Origin of the sequence: Burkholderia sp. PAMC 28687 (assembly GCF_001577465.1) — a bacterium.
GTDB lineage: Bacteria > Pseudomonadota > Gammaproteobacteria > Burkholderiales > Burkholderiaceae > Caballeronia.
The window spans coordinates 2,011,488-2,026,808 of record NZ_CP014505.1 but is presented as its reverse complement, the minus strand read 5'-3'; the positions used below and the strand labels follow the sequence as shown (position 1 = coordinate 2,026,808).

Annotated in this window: 21 protein-coding genes; 5 read left to right on the top strand and 16 right to left on the bottom strand. The window is 59.2% G+C overall.

Annotated features, from left to right (window positions below; translation table 11 throughout):
* Positions 1 to 125 precede the first annotated feature (125 nt).
* The 3 genes from AX768_RS09320 (at position 126) to AX768_RS09310 (ending at position 2,685) form a co-directional block, all read left to right on the top strand.
* Positions 126 to 596 (top strand): VOC family protein, encoded by a 471-nt coding sequence (locus AX768_RS09320; protein WP_061999723.1) that lies wholly within the window; start codon positions 126 to 128, stop codon positions 594 to 596.
* Between the two features lie 145 nt (positions 597 to 741).
* Positions 742 to 2,220: an MFS transporter gene (locus AX768_RS09315; RefSeq protein WP_061999722.1), complete on the top strand. Its 1,479-nt coding sequence runs from the start codon at positions 742 to 744 to the stop codon at positions 2,218 to 2,220.
* A gap of 138 nt (positions 2,221 to 2,358) precedes the next feature.
* Positions 2,359 to 2,685, top strand: coding sequence for an NIPSNAP family protein (locus tag AX768_RS09310; RefSeq protein WP_061999721.1), 327 nt, complete (start codon positions 2,359 to 2,361; stop codon positions 2,683 to 2,685).
* Positions 2,686 to 2,749: 64 nt separating this feature from the next.
* Here the strand turns inward: AX768_RS09310 and AX768_RS09305 are convergent, their stop codons facing one another.
* On the bottom strand, positions 2,750 to 3,148 hold the full coding sequence (locus AX768_RS09305; RefSeq protein WP_061999720.1) for a hypothetical protein: 399 nt from the start codon (positions 3,146 to 3,148) through the stop codon (positions 2,750 to 2,752).
* Positions 3,149 to 3,570: 422 nt separating this feature from the next.
* Here AX768_RS09305 and AX768_RS09300 point away from each other — a divergent pair, with 422 nt between their 5' ends.
* Together AX768_RS09300 and AX768_RS32710 are read left to right on the top strand one after the other, a co-directional pair.
* A complete protein-coding gene (locus AX768_RS09300; protein ID WP_155524218.1) occupies positions 3,571 to 3,810 on the top strand; it encodes a hypothetical protein in 240 nt (79 codons plus the stop codon).
* A gap of 90 nt (positions 3,811 to 3,900) precedes the next feature.
* The gene (locus tag AX768_RS32710; protein WP_155524217.1) at positions 3,901 to 4,281 is read left to right on the top strand and encodes a hypothetical protein; all 381 of its coding nucleotides are present in this window, start codon (positions 3,901 to 3,903) and stop codon (positions 4,279 to 4,281) included.
* A 14-nt stretch (positions 4,282 to 4,295) separates the two neighbouring features.
* Here the strand turns inward: AX768_RS32710 and AX768_RS09295 are convergent, their stop codons facing one another.
* From AX768_RS09295 to AX768_RS09225, 15 genes are all read right to left on the bottom strand, one after another.
* Positions 4,296 to 4,496, bottom strand: coding sequence for a hypothetical protein (locus AX768_RS09295; protein ID WP_061999718.1), 201 nt, complete (start codon positions 4,494 to 4,496; stop codon positions 4,296 to 4,298).
* Positions 4,497 to 4,498: 2 nt separating this feature from the next.
* Positions 4,499 to 4,801 carry a hypothetical protein gene (locus AX768_RS09290; RefSeq protein WP_155524216.1) on the bottom strand — a complete coding sequence of 101 codons (303 nt, stop codon included), beginning with the start codon at positions 4,799 to 4,801 and terminating at the stop codon, positions 4,499 to 4,501.
* On the bottom strand, positions 4,798 to 5,442 hold the full coding sequence (locus tag AX768_RS09285; protein WP_061999716.1) for a lysozyme: 645 nt from the start codon (positions 5,440 to 5,442) through the stop codon (positions 4,798 to 4,800). The genes AX768_RS09290 and AX768_RS09285 overlap by 4 nt, the downstream gene beginning before the upstream one ends.
* On the bottom strand, positions 5,429 to 5,698 hold the full coding sequence (locus AX768_RS09280) for a DUF7940 domain-containing protein (protein ID WP_061999715.1): 270 nt from the start codon (positions 5,696 to 5,698) through the stop codon (positions 5,429 to 5,431). Before AX768_RS09280 ends, AX768_RS09285 begins: the two co-directional genes overlap by 14 nt.
* 8 nt (positions 5,699 to 5,706) lie before the next feature.
* Complete coding sequence (locus AX768_RS09275) at positions 5,707 to 6,276, bottom strand: hypothetical protein (protein ID WP_061999714.1); 570 nt, start codon at positions 6,274 to 6,276, stop codon at positions 5,707 to 5,709.
* A complete protein-coding gene (locus AX768_RS09270; RefSeq protein ID WP_061999713.1) occupies positions 6,273 to 6,707 on the bottom strand; it encodes a hypothetical protein in 435 nt (144 codons plus the stop codon). The genes AX768_RS09275 and AX768_RS09270 overlap by 4 nt, the downstream gene beginning before the upstream one ends.
* A gap of 201 nt (positions 6,708 to 6,908) precedes the next feature.
* Positions 6,909 to 8,867 carry an acyltransferase family protein gene (locus tag AX768_RS09265; RefSeq protein ID WP_061999712.1) on the bottom strand — a complete coding sequence of 653 codons (1,959 nt, stop codon included), beginning with the start codon at positions 8,865 to 8,867 and terminating at the stop codon, positions 6,909 to 6,911.
* A 60-nt stretch (positions 8,868 to 8,927) separates the two neighbouring features.
* Positions 8,928 to 9,359, bottom strand: a complete 432-nt coding sequence (locus AX768_RS09260; protein WP_061999711.1) for a tail fiber assembly protein — start codon at positions 9,357 to 9,359, stop codon at positions 8,928 to 8,930.
* Complete coding sequence (locus AX768_RS09255; RefSeq protein ID WP_061999710.1) at positions 9,360 to 10,394, bottom strand: glycine-rich domain-containing protein; 1,035 nt, start codon at positions 10,392 to 10,394, stop codon at positions 9,360 to 9,362.
* A complete protein-coding gene (locus tag AX768_RS09250) occupies positions 10,384 to 11,820 on the bottom strand; it encodes a DUF2612 domain-containing protein (RefSeq protein WP_231941252.1) in 1,437 nt (478 codons plus the stop codon). The genes AX768_RS09255 and AX768_RS09250 overlap by 11 nt, the downstream gene beginning before the upstream one ends.
* A complete protein-coding gene (locus tag AX768_RS09245; protein ID WP_061999709.1) occupies positions 11,817 to 13,031 on the bottom strand; it encodes a baseplate J/gp47 family protein in 1,215 nt (404 codons plus the stop codon). Before AX768_RS09245 ends, AX768_RS09250 begins: the two co-directional genes overlap by 4 nt.
* A gap of 11 nt (positions 13,032 to 13,042) precedes the next feature.
* Positions 13,043 to 13,396, bottom strand: coding sequence for a hypothetical protein (locus AX768_RS09240; protein WP_061999708.1), 354 nt, complete (start codon positions 13,394 to 13,396; stop codon positions 13,043 to 13,045).
* Between the two features lie 10 nt (positions 13,397 to 13,406).
* The gene (locus AX768_RS09235; RefSeq protein WP_061999707.1) at positions 13,407 to 14,171 is read right to left on the bottom strand and encodes a Gp138 family membrane-puncturing spike protein; all 765 of its coding nucleotides are present in this window, start codon (positions 14,169 to 14,171) and stop codon (positions 13,407 to 13,409) included.
* Entirely contained in the window at positions 14,161 to 15,024 is an 864-nt protein-coding gene (locus AX768_RS09230; protein WP_061999706.1) for a baseplate hub protein, read from the bottom strand. Before AX768_RS09230 ends, AX768_RS09235 begins: the two co-directional genes overlap by 11 nt.
* The gene (locus AX768_RS09225) at positions 15,021 to 15,320 is read right to left on the bottom strand and encodes a phage baseplate plug family protein (protein WP_061999705.1); all 300 of its coding nucleotides are present in this window, start codon (positions 15,318 to 15,320) and stop codon (positions 15,021 to 15,023) included. The genes AX768_RS09230 and AX768_RS09225 overlap by 4 nt, the downstream gene beginning before the upstream one ends.
* Position 15,321: the final 1 nt, after the last annotated feature.

Below are 15,321 nucleotides of genomic sequence, written 5' to 3'. Positions count from 1 at the left end.
AATGGCTAACCCAGTTTTTTTGACTGAGTTTGTCGATCTATCAGGGTTTGGCACGTCGCGTTATGGCAGGCGCTCGAGCTGCGCCGGCTCTGGTGGTCAAATCCTCTCAATCAAGGAGCACTGCAATGCCCACGTCTACAGTCAAGCCAATCCCGGACGGGATGCATACGATTACGCCTCATCTGGTTTGCAAAGGCGCCGCCGACGCAATCGCGTTTTATATCAAGGCGTTCAATGCAGTCGAACACACGCGGCTGCCCGGACCTGGCGGCACGGTGATGCACGCCATGCTGGGTATCGGCGATTCCACGCTGATGCTTGCCGAAGAGTTCGAGAATTGCGGCAATCATAGTCCGCTCACATTGAAAGGCTCGCCGGTGACGCTGCATTTATACGTGAACGACGTAGATGCCGCGTTCGCTCAAGTCGTTGACGCGGGTGCCAAGGTGATCATGCCGGTGACCGACATGTTCTGGGGTGACCGGTATGGCCAGGTCGAAGATCCGTTCGGTCACCGCTGGTCGCTCGCAACGCATACCCGTGATTTGAGCCCGGAACAGATCCGGGAAGCAATGGCGGCAATGCCGCAACAGTAATTCGAAACGAAAGGCGGGTTGGCTCCGCCTTCATTCATCAAATAACAAAAATGAATTTGGGATGAGGCGCGCGCGCCGGTACCATCGCGCGCTTGATAGCTTTTTTACAGCTTATTTTCCGGCTTCATTCAGCGTAGCCCATCCCATGTCTACTTCCTTCGCGGCAGAGCCCGCAATTGCGTCTTCGGCCTCCGACGCAGCGCGTCCCGTCATCCGCAGTGCCGCCGATGTCTCCCAGCTCGTCAATCGCGGCGCTGCGGTGGGAAGCGATGCGCGCATCGTCATCGCGATTGCGTTGGGTGGTGTTTTCCTCGATGCCTACGATCTCGGCGCGCTAGCGTTCGGCGTCAAGGATATCGCCCGCGAGTTTTCGCTGACGCCGGCGGCAACGGGTTTTGTCGCGTCGGCCATTACTTTCGGGGCGATCATCGGTGCGTTCCTGGGCGGTTATCTCACCGACAAGATCGGCCGATACCGCGTCTTCATGGCCGACATGTTCTTCTTCGTCGTCGCGGCGATTGCGTGCGGCCTCGCGCCCAATGCCTGGGTGCTGGGCGGCGCGCGTTTCGTGATGGGGTTGGGCGTCGGTATCGATTTGCCTGTCGCGATGGCGTTTCTCGCCGAGTTTTCGCGTTTGAACGGCCGCGGCAACAAGGCGGCGCGCATCGCGATGTGGTGCCCGACGTGGTACGCCGCCATCAGCGTGTCTTATCTGCTCGTGCTCGCTTTGTACGCCGTGCTCCCGGCCAGCCACTCGGGCTGGTTGTGGCGCCTGACCCTGGGCTTCGGCGCATTGCCGGCGCTGGTGATCATCGCAATCCGCAGCCGCTACATCAGCGAATCCCCGGTTTGGGCCGCAAACCAGGGTGATCTGCGCGGCGCTGCCCAGATTTTGAAGCGCTCGTACGGCATCGATGTCGAAGTCGATGCCACCGCGCTCCAGGGCACAAAGGCGCCGGTGCACAAGGCAACGTGGAGCAACTACGGCGCGTTGTTGCGTGGTGTCTATCTTCGCCGGACCGTGCTCGCGACCATCATTGCCGTGGCTTCATCGTTTGCGTATAACGCCGTGGCATTTGGCCTGCCCGTGATCATCTCGAGTTTCCTCGCGCAGTCGATGCTCACCACCATCCTTGCCTCGCTCGCGTTGAACCTGTGTTTTGCGTTCGTAGGTGGACTGATCGCCGTGCGCACCGTGCCAAAGGTCGGCGCGTGGAAGCTGACCGTGCTGGGCTATGCCTTCCAACTGGCGGCGCTGATCGGTCTTGCTGTGGTCGGGCGGCCGGCCGGCGGCGCACAAGTCGTCATGGCGATCGGCTTTCTCGCCGTGTTCCTGCTCGGCCAGGGATTCGGTCCCGGCTCGCACAGCATGACCTTCGCGTCGCTCAGCTATCCAACGTCGCTGCGGGGCGTTGGCGTGGGTTTCAACCAGACGCTGATGCGTGCCAGTTCGACTGTATCGCTCTTTCTGTTTCCTGTGCTCTCGGCAGCGCTTGGCACGAAGGTCTTCTGGATCATAGCGGTTGCGCCGCTGGCGGGGCTCATCGCGTTGCTTGCCATCCGATGGGAACCGTCAGGTTATGACGTCGATGCCGAGGATTTCGGGCCGGCCAAGCAGGCTTGATACTGGCTTGGTTGCGGCTCAGTGATGGCTTGATGCAGCACCGCGTGCGAATGAGATGAAACGCCGGTACGATTGCTCGTGGTGAGTCCAAACGCGGCTTGTTTTACGGCTGCATTACTTTATGTTCACGGGGAAAAGATGATCGTTGAAATGCGTATTTATCATTGCGCGCCGGGCCGTTTGCCAGCGTTGAACGACCGGTTCACCAACATCACGCTGGATTTCTTCAAGAAATATGGCATCGAACCGATCGGGTTCTGGACGACGATCGCCGGCCCGAGCAATCACGCCCTGACTTATCTGTTGAAGTGGGAAAGTCTCGCTGAGCGCGAAGAAAAGTGGAACGCGTTCCAAGCCGATGCGGAGTGGATCGCCAAGCGCGCCGAGACCGAGGCGAAGTCGCCGATCGTCGAACGCATCGAGAATCACTTTTTGGCGCCGACGGCTTATTCAGCATTGCGTTGATAAGCGAAGCTGTTCGAAAAACGCCCGGTTATTTAGACGATAACCGGGCGTTTTCGCGATTGGGTCATGCTGCGCGCAGCGAAGTGACGTTGTCGTCCTTCGAACTCCGCCGCGATATACGTCGACCTCCTGTTTGCGACGGCTGCGCGATTTCGGGCAGGCGGCCATGCTTCTGGAAGTACCCGATCAATTCTATGGCGGCGCCGTATTCCCGCTGGACGAACCAGCTTTTCAGGGCGATCAGGAAGCCGTCGATGGCGTCATCGCCGAAATCCTGCGCGACTTCCGCGAGCGCTTCGGCGAGCGCATTGATGCGCGGCTGCGCGGACAACGTGCTTGCGATATGGGATGCGCTTCTGGACACGATCATGGCGTGAACGGGCCAGAGCTTGCTGTCGAAAGCGGGGTTGTTTGTCTTTTTGCGGGCTGGCTTGCGTAATTTGTTGCTTTTGCTGGCTGACATGTGTGTTTCCCCGGAATGCGGCAGTGCAAATCGCGGCGCAACTGCGCCGGCTTGTCTGGCCTTGGCTTTTTTTAGTTGATTGTTAGCGTTGTGAGCACCTTGAAAAGAAACTCGAATGGTGCTCACAAATGTCTATACGCGGGGAAGGCGCACTCGGATGCGTGCAGCGCAGCAAAATCGTTGACCGATCAGGAAGTAAACGAAAAAAGGACCTAGGCGGTCAAGCCTAAGTCCTTCATCAAACTGGTCGGGGCGAGAGGATTTGAACCTCCGACCACCTGCACCCCATTTCCCTGCGCTTCGCTATACACTTCATATACTTAGCTGATTTTGTCTAACTTGGCGCTTAAAAAATAGGCGGCTTCTGGCGCGGCTTTGCGGCCGGTTGAATGAGCAAGTTAGACACGTTTTTGGAAGTAAAAATGCCGTTCCACGACTACTGGACAACCCAGCCATACGACTACGACCGGGCAACGCGCGGCCTCGCCGAGAAGCTGCAGCGGTTTATGGAAATGGCGGACGAGCAGGAGGATGAATCGGTCGCCGCGGGAATCCGCGGGACCGCGCTGCAGATCTATGAGCGGTGGTATCACTTCTCGGTGGAATCCGGGACGTTGAAATCGGCAGATGACGCCAAGTTTATTGCGATCTTGAACGGGTAGCTTTAAGCACATTCACCTTGAGGCGTCAGCGCACTGAGCGTTCGCCGGACGCTGGTAGACTGCGCGCTGCCTAATGCAAGGATCTCAACAATGAAAACAGTTTCCTTTTACGTCGTCGGCGTCTCGGTCCTTTTGATATCGCTATCTGGTTGCACAACCACGTACAAAAACGGTCAGACTTGCAAGCAAAAGATGGTGGAGACGTACCCGTCAGACCTTCCAAAACTTTCCTACTCGCTCCCCCGAAGTGGCATCAACGGAAGACGAGTTGTGGTTGAAGGGACATACCCATTTCGCTTGCCAACGCCTCTTGGCGTGACAATGATCAAGTTGAAGGAAGTAGACCTGTCGGCAGCCGTGCAATGTGAGTTTGATGGCGAGAAGATGACCACTTTTGCGTGGCTTTCTCCGCCCTCCATGAATCTGCGCTACCCGTTGCCAGCAGAGGATGGCGGAACAACGGGCCAGTAAGAGACCCCTCGGTCTCAACGGCAGTTTGCGAGATACGCCTTGTCGTGCGCCAAAACTTGCTGTTTCGTCTCGAACGTGTCGCTCGGCGAAGTCGTGATGAACTTCACCCATGTGCACGCCGTGTCGATGATCTTCGCCGGCGGATCCGCCGGCGTGACGGTTGCCGGGCATCCAGAAAGCGCGAGCGCCGCGCAGAGTGTGAGCAAGACGCGCATGGTTAATCCTTCCGTTGAGCGCCGATAGCGGCGAGCTGCGCATTGATATCGGCGGGCGTGGCGGCCTGCGCTGCGGCATCCGCGTCTGACCGGTTCACGACCGCCTGGGTGGTCGCTGCCGACGCTGCAGCGTTCGCTAGATCGTCCTGGCTCTTCGACGCTGCAACAGTGCTGGCAGCTTGCGCCTCAACTGTCTTCGCCTGTTGATGGCGAAACATGCCAAAGACGACGCCGCCCGCGCCAAGAACGAAGCCGAAAATCGCGCCAAGGTGTGCAGCGACGAATGCGTTGATGAGAGTGATCATTTCCATGCTCCGGTGAGAAAGAGGCTACGCTCGGCAGTGCGCCGGCGAACGAGACCGTTCAGGACCTGGCCGCCGGACTTGTTCCACGCGAGGAACTGATCGGCGGCCGAGGCGAAGTTCAGCGCGTTGAGGTTGCGAAGCAGAGTGGAGGGCAGGCCGGTCGCGAGCACGACGATGCCGTCGCGGCCGGGATCCCTGCTGCTGGCGGCGCGCCCAGCGCCGACGTTGTAGACGATGCTGACAAGCGCGGCTTTCTGCTGCGGCGAGATCTGAACCTGTACGGCGCGGTCGACGATCGCGGCCGCGTCATCTAGACTGGCATCGAGGCGCGCTTCGGCCTGCGCCTGCGTCCAGACCGTTCCCTGAATCACGTCCTTGCCGGTCGTTCCCCAACCGCACGTCCAGACCTTGCCAGTTGCGTCCCAGTACGCCTCGAGCGCGCAGCTCTCGAAGTGCTGGACCAGCGGGCGGCACAGCGCGCGCCAAGCGTCGTTGATTGATGGAACGTTTTGTGGAACGACCGGGGTGTCCGATGTTCCAGCGGGCGCAGGATGTATGTCAGGCACGGGCGGCGCTGGAACGGGCGGCGTCGGCCGCTTGAACATCCCTAAGATGGCGGAGAAGATCTCACTGAGGTTCATGCTCGCCTCGCAAACCGTTCGCTGGGCCGGTAGCGGCTCGCAGCGTGGATTGCTTGATCACCCGTGCCACGGTCGCTGCAACGGTCAGGCTGATCGTGAGCGTGCCGAACAGGTGCGGATTGATGTAGGCCTGAAGGGAAGGCAGGTTGTCGCGCAGCTGGTCGAGCAGCTCGGACGCCGTGGCGAGCATCGCGAAGCGCGAAGACCACGACATGAGCCAAACCTTCTTCGCTTCGCCGACGAGTTCGAGTCGCATAGTTGTTCCTAACGTTGATTACCGATCCACGGCTTGGCAGGTAGAGCAGGGCGCGTAGCGGTCTCGAGCTTCTTGTCGACGGCCTTCGCGGTGTTCGCGGCCTCGTGCGCCTCGCCGGCGACGACGTTGACCTTCTGCTCTACGGCTTCGGTCTTCTGTGCTGCGACGGTGGCCGCCTGCGCGGCTTCTTTTGTTTGCTTGAGCATTGCGGTCGTGCGCTGATCGTTGACCTTGGCGCGATCACCGAGGAAGCGCAGCGTGTAGGCGGCCAGCTCATTCGTGGTTTTCATCAGCGTTTTAATGTCGGTCATGTCGCCTTTCACTTGCTGCATGAGTTCGTCGCGTGCGCTGCCCGTTGCCTGGAGTCCGGAGATCTGCGCAGAGAACTCGCGAGTGCACGCGGCGCGTTCTTCAGCCCGGACAACGGGGAACCGATCGATCAGTACCGAGCGCTCCCGCGCGTTGAACCAGTTCATGAGGCCGGCGCCGACGGCGAGCGAGATGGCGACGAGCAGTGCGTTGCCGACATAGAGGTCGTAGCGATGCCAGAAGGCTTTTAGTCGTTGCCCACGCGTCATTTGCGATCCGTCTGTCGACGGCCTCCGATTTCGGCTTCAAGGTTCATGATTTGGCGGTCTTTCTCGGCAACTAAGGCGACCAGCGCCTCGATTTTCAAACGGTCTTGCTGGCGGTCTTCTGCCGCCTGGATAATCTGGCGTCGCATCTTTGCTTCTGAAACCGCGAGTAATCGGCGATAGCGTGTTTCACGCGCGACCGATTTGTTGTACTGCGCTTCCCATTGCTCAGCAGATCGCAAGAGCATTTTTAGACTTTGCGTGTCGACATCGTCTTGAGCCATATCCCGCTTTACGCGAGATTCGTCGCCCTTCAAATCGGAAAGCTGCTTCTTCGTCCTGAAATAGCCGGTTGAAAATATGGTAGCGACGCTCGCAAATGCCGCCGCGGCGCCGCCCAAAATCTTGATTAAATCAGTATCAGCACCGGCCATTGGATAAATGCGCTTCGATAATCAGGGTTGTCCGGCCCGAATACCGTTCGATTATTTGGAAGGTATTTTAACGACGCCGAATATCAGATGAATCGGATTATCCGCTAAAACCGCTGTTGATAATGAAAATGCGCGCGCAATGTAATAAGGCCACCCGAAGGTGGCCTTATTCAGCTGTAAAAAGATCGGGTCAAATATGAGTTAGGAACCGCTAGCTTTTGCTTCCTTATTCGCCGAGTCCGGCGCCAAAGACGCTGAGCGCGCGCGGCTTTGGTTCGCCGCTGCCTCGAGGATCAGCGGAGTGAGGTCTTTGGCATATAGATCCGAACCTGCTGTCGTCAGGTGTGCTATGTCAAAGTGCACAGGGGTCTCGTCGGCGGTGACAATTGGGCATTTGTAGTCAGGGCACATCGCGTGCATCACCGAGACGTATTTCACGTCCGGACGGTTCGCGAAGCGATGCTCCATGTAGCTCTCGGTCGGGTTCAAATAGCCCAGTTCCAGCTCTTCCGGAGCTGCCGCTAAATCCTTCCCAGCTTTGATTCGGTCAGCGACGATGACGGGGAGTGGCTGTTTGAACTGAGGGGAGACGCCCAAAAGTACAACGTTTATGCCCTTCACGTGAAGTGCCTTCACCGTCTCGTCGAGTTGATCCATCTGCGAATTATTTTCGATACGCCAAGACGCCGTCATGATCACGATGTCGGGATGCATGGTGACGATATCTTGAAATACTATGTCGTTGAGTGCACGGCAATTTGGTCGATTTATTGCGTCGTAGTTTATAGCAGGAGCGCACGCCGAAGCGGTCATAAAACCAAACAAGTAGCCGCGCGCGGCCATCGTCTTCTCAAGTCCATAAGCGAACTGCGCTGCGTGGCTGTCTCCCCAAAGCACCACCTTCCTACCCTCGCCATGCGGTAAGCAAGATGAGACGTCAAGTGCGTTGGCTATCTGTTCCGGATCTAGGAAACATGTTCTCTCTTTCCATGATGGCTTCAAGTCGTAACTCAGGTAAGCGAGCGTTTTCGCTGTTCGTGAGTCGACACTTCCCGGAAAACCGTTGCGCTCTATAACGCAGCCTCCCAGCAAGACGATAAAGCACATAGAGGCCGCAGAGATCGAGAACACAGTCCGTCCGCTGTACGCGCGACGCGCATGCCGGAACGGCTGTTCGACCAAGTGGTATGAGAGGGCCGCGAGCAGAAATGACGCCGCGATGGCGCTCAGCGCGAAGTAGTTAGGATCAGCGTGGGGAAACGCTCGCTTGCCGAAAACCAGAATGGGCCAGTGAACCAGATATAGCGAGTACGAGATCCTCCCGATATAGACAAAGGAACGCGATGCCAGCAGACGTGCCACAAAGCCCTTGCTTGCTTCTCCCGAGAAAATCAGCAATGCCGCGCCCGCGCAGGGCAATAGGGCGGCAAATCCGGGGAATACAGTAAGGTTGTCGAAACGTAGGATTGACCACAAAAGCGCAGCAACGCCCACGAAGGACAGTACTGTAACCGTGCCTGAAGGCTGAGCAGCCCTGAAGGTCGGCAACGCAATGATGCTGCCGATCAATAGCTCGAACGCGCGGAATGGAATCAAGTAGAAGGCCGCTGACGGGCTGCTCTTCAGCATCCACGCGGAGGCTGCGAGCGACACGGCGGCACATAGCAACAATGAGATCGTCAGGAGGCGCATGGAGCGCTTTGCCAGTGCGACGGCGATCAATGGGAAGAATATATAGAACTGTTCCTCGACCCCGAGGGACCACAGGTGCAGCAGTGGTATTTCGTCCGCGTTTGGTGAGAAATAGTTCAGTGTCGAATAGAAATAGATGTTCGCGGAAAACAGAGTCGACGCGATCACTGACTTCGCGTACGCCACAAGCTCGGACGGATAAAGGAGGAATGCGGCGCACGCTGAGGACACGATAAGCACAGCGATGAGCGCGGGAAGGATTCGGCGCGCTCGTCGAATGTAAAAATCCGGTATCGAGAACGCGCCGACGTTATCGTAAATATTTTTCGATATTAGAAATCCGGATATGACGAAGAAGATATCAACGCCAACAAAGCCGCCTGGCAGAAATCTCGCTGTGAGGTGAAAAACGACGATGCTGACTACGGCGACAGCTCTCAGGCCATCTACGTCCGCGCGATATTTCATTATTCGAACCGGCCTCGGAAAACCGGGAGAATAACAGACTAGCGCGCCAGCATCCCTCTATTACACATCGTTCGGCGAGGCTGGCCATGCTGGCGATGCTTGGGTCAGATCGACCTTACTTAAGGCGAGTTTGTACGCAGCCCACCCCTTGAAAGCCGCTATATCTGCATCGTCAAGCAACCCGGCAACAAATGCGTCGGCTCGTCCAAAGGTGGCGGCATTGGCTGCGGACATCAGGCCCAATTGTTCTGCCGCATTACTGGCGACGATTTGATCCTGCGTGGGAACTTCGACGACCGGAGCGGAAAACGTGGACCCGTTGTAAGTCCATAGGCAAGCGGGTTCCGGCGTCACCCCTGTAATGTCGACCATCTGCGCTACCAGCTGGGTCGTGAAACGATCCGCAATAGGTATCTCGTTTCCTTCATCGTCAGTCGCAGGAGTGATTATTTCTTGGACGACATTAGTCATTACACGCGCGTAGATTTTCATTTATGCGTACTCCCTGACAATAACGATGCCCTGGTGGCCTACGCCGCCCGAATTACTGGAACCGCCTCCCAAGGAACTTGCGCCGCTTCCGCCGCTCCCGGGACTTAATCCTACTTGGCCCACGTTCGTCGAGGACACGAAGAACGCTCCTTCTCCAAAGAGCGTGGATCCACCTTTTCCAGAGACTGGAGTTGCTGCATAAAAAGCGGGCTGACCATAGCCGCCTATGCCGTTGATGTCTCCGCCGGAGCCGGAGCCACCGACCGCGCCCCCGGCAAGGCTGTTGGTTGTGGGGGAAGCACCTGGGCCTAAGTTACCGCCAGTTCCTCCAGTGGCGGACACCAAAGAACCAAAACTTGAAGTCCCACCAGGTCCCCCGCCAGAACTTGCAGCTGCAACTCCTCCCGCGCCAACAGTGACGGCGACTCCCGAAAACCCAGTCGTCAGGAACTTCCGTGCGTAACCGCCGCCGGCGCCGCCAGACCCTGCCGAAACCTGACCGGAGGTAGTCGCTCCGCACGCCCCGCCACCCCCTCCGCCGCCAACCACTTCAACATCGACCGCGTTTGTAGCGGCAAGCGGCGTAAAGGTGGACGCTCCTGCGGTGGCGAAGACAGTCGTTTTTAGGAGGCGCCCGGCTAACGGGTCGACCCAACCAGCGCCGCCGGTGTCAGGGTTCGTCGTATTGTTATCGGCTGTGTTCAACCAAAATCCATTGTTTGCCGCCTTCGCCAACAGAGCACCCTTGGGATAGCCGCTGATCGCCGTTGAAAAAGTCGCGTCGTAGGGAAAGAAAGCGCCGGCGTTCTCCCACTGAATGTTCGCGCTCAGCAGATTCAGAATGCCGTTCATGTCCTGCCCTGAGGGCGGCACGCCACCCGCTGCAACTGGGGTTCGCGTGAGCGGTGGAAAGCCATCGGTCAGCGACGCGGCGCCGGGCGTGACGCCGATCTGTGACGCAGTGGGAATGGCGTTCTTAGCGCCCGCATTCGCGAAGGGAAGCGGTACTTTAGTTGGTGCGTTGCTAGCTTGCATTTAACGTCCCTGTGAAGAATGTGCCTTGCCCAAACGGCGCAGCGCTGGCAGTGCCTGCTTCAGAAAATCCAAACGTGCTGCCCTGCGGAATCTGCGCGACAGTGGCGAGCACGCCGGTCGTGCGCGGCAGTACTCCAGAGTTCGTCATGATCGCGAGCTCGTAGGGCTGCAAGTAAAACTCAAACGTAAAACGCATCTGCATATTGCCGAGGTCGTTTACGTAAGCCCGACCGCGTCCGGCAAAAAGCCTCTGCAAAAGCTGATTAATGCTTCGAGCCGACCCGTCCGATATATTCGCCAATGCTTTCACGAGTATCAGAGTCTTAAAAGCTGGGTCGCTCAGATAATAATTACTCGATACTGGCGCGCCCGAATAGAAGACGTCTGACCCGAATGGCGTTGCGCTCGCATTGCCGGCTTCAGAAAACCCGAAGTTGATCTCGCTTGAAGGGATTTTAAGCAAACGGCCGTTTTCGAGTCCGACTATTTTCCCCCAGATATCGAGTCCTTTGCCGACGGCCGTATCCAAATCCCAAACCATTTCGTAAAACGCATTGATATTCGCGGACGGATCGATGTATTGGCTGTAATTCTCGATTAGCTGAATAAGTGTCGGGCTGTTCGCAAACTGCGAGATCACGGTGTTCAGCGGGAAGTCGGGCGCAATATCTACCGGTGCGTAAATGTAAGTGCCTGCCCACGAAAGCACGGCGCCTGTGGCGGGCGCGAAAGCGAGCGTAACATCGCCGCCGGAATCGACGACATAGTCAGTGACCGCCGCGCCCGGCGGAATGTAGGAAGTCGCGACAGTCGACTGCTCGATCTGCAAATCGAAGAGCGACAGCGTACCGGGTCGATCGAGCGGAAGTACGGCAATCGAATCTTGCGCGATCCCGCTCGGCTCATTGAAGAGCAGCGAGCAGCGATACCAGCCGCCGCCCACCGACTGTATCGCCGCGCTCGCGCCGCCGGTCGTGCCAACGATCGTTCCGGTGAAGAGATTGAAGGTCGCAGACATTGCGGGAGACAGCTTGTCGTTCGTAATGACAAACTGCGCGCCCACCGTCCCGGCTTTCGCAAAGATCGAATACGCCTGCGCACCTGGCGCGTTGTTCAGTAGGTAATAAAGGTTGCCGCCCGCGCTCGACCCGAACGTCACCACCGACGCATTGTTCGTCCCGTCGGGCGCTGCCGCCGCGTTCTGCGCGATCGTCGTGCCGAGGTACGAGGAGAAGCTATTGATCGAGGGAGCGTTGTTCGTGCGCGGCGTGGGGTACAGCTGCTGTGTGCCTTGCCAGTCAGTCCGGAAGATAGTCGCGAGCAACATCTGCACGAGCTGCTCGCCGGCAAGCCCCGAGAGCTTGAAGTTGACAGTCGAGCCGTCGCCGACGCCGAACTGCTGCGGAGTGGTGATGATGCCGCTCATACCAGTGTCACCGAGATGTTGGCCGCCGAGATCGTCGGGACGTTGTTGATGTTCACCGGCAACAGGTTCAACGTCGGCGAGGCCGTGCCGATGAGCACCGACAGAATCTCGACCGACGGGTCGACCGCCGCGATCGGCGCATAGAACCGGCTTGCATAGATCGTGCGGCCGATACGAGCGCGCTGGCCACCGTCGCCGCCGGCGAACGCCGAGACGATCGCCGCCTGGATCAGGCTGACCACATTAGCGGGAAGGGTCGAAAGGTTCGAGATCTGGACCGCAAACAGGATGGGCAGCGGGATGGCGGTCTGGTACGTGACCGCATACGTCGGGTAGGGCGGTGTGTATCCATCGGTGTCGTTCACGTTCACTGTCGTGTTGCCGTTGTAGTTGCAGCCTGGTCCTTTCTTCGTCCAGATGGCGTTCGCGATATCAGCGGCCGCGCCGCCGGCTGCGCATACATACAGTGAGTTCGCCGCGAGCAGGACGCCGCCCACGGTCTGCGCGGTGCCGAGCGGCTGGTCGACAACATAGGCGTCCAGCACGTTCGTCACGGTCAGGACCGCGCCGCGAACGGACGGCACCGACCCCTTTCCATTGAGTGCAACAGAGGCGCGGCGCCGCGCTTCGAAGTCCGAGCGGCTTTCAACCACGTTGCCCATGACGCCGGGTGCCGCGTTTGTGATCGTGTCCCAGCCGGGAATTGCCTGGTAGATCTGGTTGAGCTGGCCAGCGGGGCAGGCGATCGGGCCCGTGACACTGCACGCGAACGCGAGATTGATGCTGCCGCTCGCGGGGATCGTCCCGGCCTGGGTGCAGAAATAGACGTTACCGTCGGTCGCCTGCGCACGCGCGCCAACCGGAATCGGTGTGTTGACCAAGCCCGAGCAGGTTGCGATAACCGAAGTCGGCTGTGCAGGATTGCGCTCAATGAAATAGATCTTTGCGATGCCGTCCTGCATGCGCCCATCGGCCACGTCGGGATCCACGCCGTTCGCGAGCTCGAGGAACTGATCGTTGCAGTCGCCGATGATCGCGGTCAGGCTGGAAGAGCGCTGCCCCTGCGGCGTGTTCAGCGCCGGATTCATGTTGCCGCCGTAAGCGGCATTTGTGTCGGCGATGACGCCGGTCAGGATGTCGGCCTCATCGGGCGCGACGAAGCCGGTCGGGCCGAAGGTGAAGCCGGGTACGCTGGTGGCAGGTGTGGACATAGCGAGTCTCGTTAGAAGCCAACGGACGGCAACGGATTGCCATCGGTATCAGTAAGCTGGATTTGACCGGTAACGGTGCGTTGGTCGAACGAACCGATCACGCACACGGCAGTTCCGACACCGGGAACCGTCAGCGCCACGCGCTGCATCTGCGCGGTGATCAAGGACAAGGGCGGTTGCTGGCCGAGGATGTCCTGAAAGTACGGAATCCCGAGTGTGGTGTCGTACCAGCACTCGCTGAGGAACGTGCGCACGGCCGTCGCGACGTCCTGCGCGATCGCATAGGGGTCGCTTGCAACAGCCTCGTTGCCCGACGCGTCAAGGCATAGATCCCACGTCGTTTGGTCAAGCAAAAGTGTGTTCATGGTCGCGATCTCACTGTGGCGGTCCGCCCAATCCGGTACCGCCCGAACTGGTGTGCTGGTGTGTGCTATCGATCGCCTTGCCATTCGAGGTAATCGTGCCGAAGAAGTTGACGGCACCGCTAATGCTCGACGCGACGCCGCTCACGATGCTGCCCGTCATACCCGCTAGCCACGACAGCAGGCCTTGAATGATCACAGCGCCGCTAAAGCGAGACGTCGGCGAGTTGACCGTGAACGAGGTCGACGCCGTGGCGACGATGACCGGTGCCTGAAGCGAGATCTGCGTCGGCGAAACGAGCGTGATGCCGCCGGCCGAGAACTGGACGTATTGCACGGGCGTGCCGTTGAGCATGCCGCCGATGTAGAGGCCGTCCGCCATGTCGTTGCGCCGCTTGCTGCCCGGGTTCGCTTGCGCCTTGTTCGCTTTTACCGACGAGATGTCGCGATCAGCGAACAGGCAGATGCCGATGTCGCCGACCTGCGGGTCGAGGATCACGGCGTTGGTGCCACCCTGCAGCCGGAAATAGGGGATGTTGTTCACCACGCCGTGCGGCACTGCGTTGTCGTCTCCGTCGAGCTGGTTCACCAGCGGCTGCACGTTGACGTAGCCTACCGGTGACACGCCGCCGGCGTTCGTCACCGCGACGATCTGCACAAGCGTCGCATGGCTCGCGCTGCCGAGGATTTGGCGGATCAGGAACGATTGCGCGTTGTAGTCGGACGTGGCCGACGTCTGCCGCTGCGCGCCCTTGTAGCCGAAAGAGCTATTGGTCATAGGGCGGCTGTCCGAGGATTTCAGTGAACCAGTTGCCACCTGGTGTCTCGCTTTCGAGCGAATGGGCGACGGACGGCACGTACCACTTCCCGCACGCGACCTTCAGCGTGCTTTGCACCTGGACGTAACCGCCAGGTTTGATGTCGGGATTGAACAGCGTGGTGAGCCCGAGGCCATTACTCGAAAAGGTCGGGTAGCCGATCATGTCGGTGTCGACCGAGATCAGGGGAATGTCGCCGCCGCGCGCGCCGGTCTTCGGCCAGATGGCGAGCACACCGCGGTCGATTGCGAAGCTAATATCGGCGGCGCGCGCGCAGGCGCGGCATTGCATCAGAGCGGTACCGGGGAAGTAGGGGTTTGAGAGCTGCACGGTCACGCCGTTGTTCTCGAAAGTCAGGCCCATTGTGGTGGCGAGTCCCTGCATGATCGTGGCGACGTCGGTAGCACCCTGAAAGCTGAGTGCACCCACGGGCTTGACCAGGGCCGCCAGGCCGCCCGCGCCGATCACGTTGAGCGGAACATCGGGCACGCCTTGAAACTCGCCCCACGCCTGGTCGATCGTGCCGGAGAAGATCGTCTTGAGCCCGGTCTCGCTGTCGCCGGCGGCAACCAGCATCGAGTTCTGCAGGCGGACCGTGGAGTTGATCGGGCCCACGGCCGTCAGCTGGTTGATCATGTCGAGCGGCAAGCCGAAGATCCGCACCTGCGCTGCCGCCATCGCGTCGCCGCCTGGCACGACGACCGAGGCCTGCACGCGCAGGCCTGTGAGTGTCACGGTGTTCGCGCCCGTGTCGCCAAACTCGCCGAGTCCGAGCGAGAGCGTCACGTCGATGCGTTTCTTCGTGAAGCTCATAGGTCGCTCGCCTCAAGGTAGATGAGGCTGTAGCGCGAGCCGAGTCCCGTGCTTTGCGGGTCGGACGTGCCTTGTGTATCCACGAATGCCAGATCGCCCACGAAGCCGAGATACGCGTGCCTGACGATGCGCACGCGGTCACGCGCGATCGCGCCTTGAACGATCGGCGCGTTGTTCACATACACGTCGACATAGAGCCCGGTGGTCTTCTGGTAGACCTTCAATTGACAGTTCTGGCCGCCGAGCACGCTGTTCAACTTCTGGGAAGGCGTTGCCGAGATCGGGATAGATTTCATA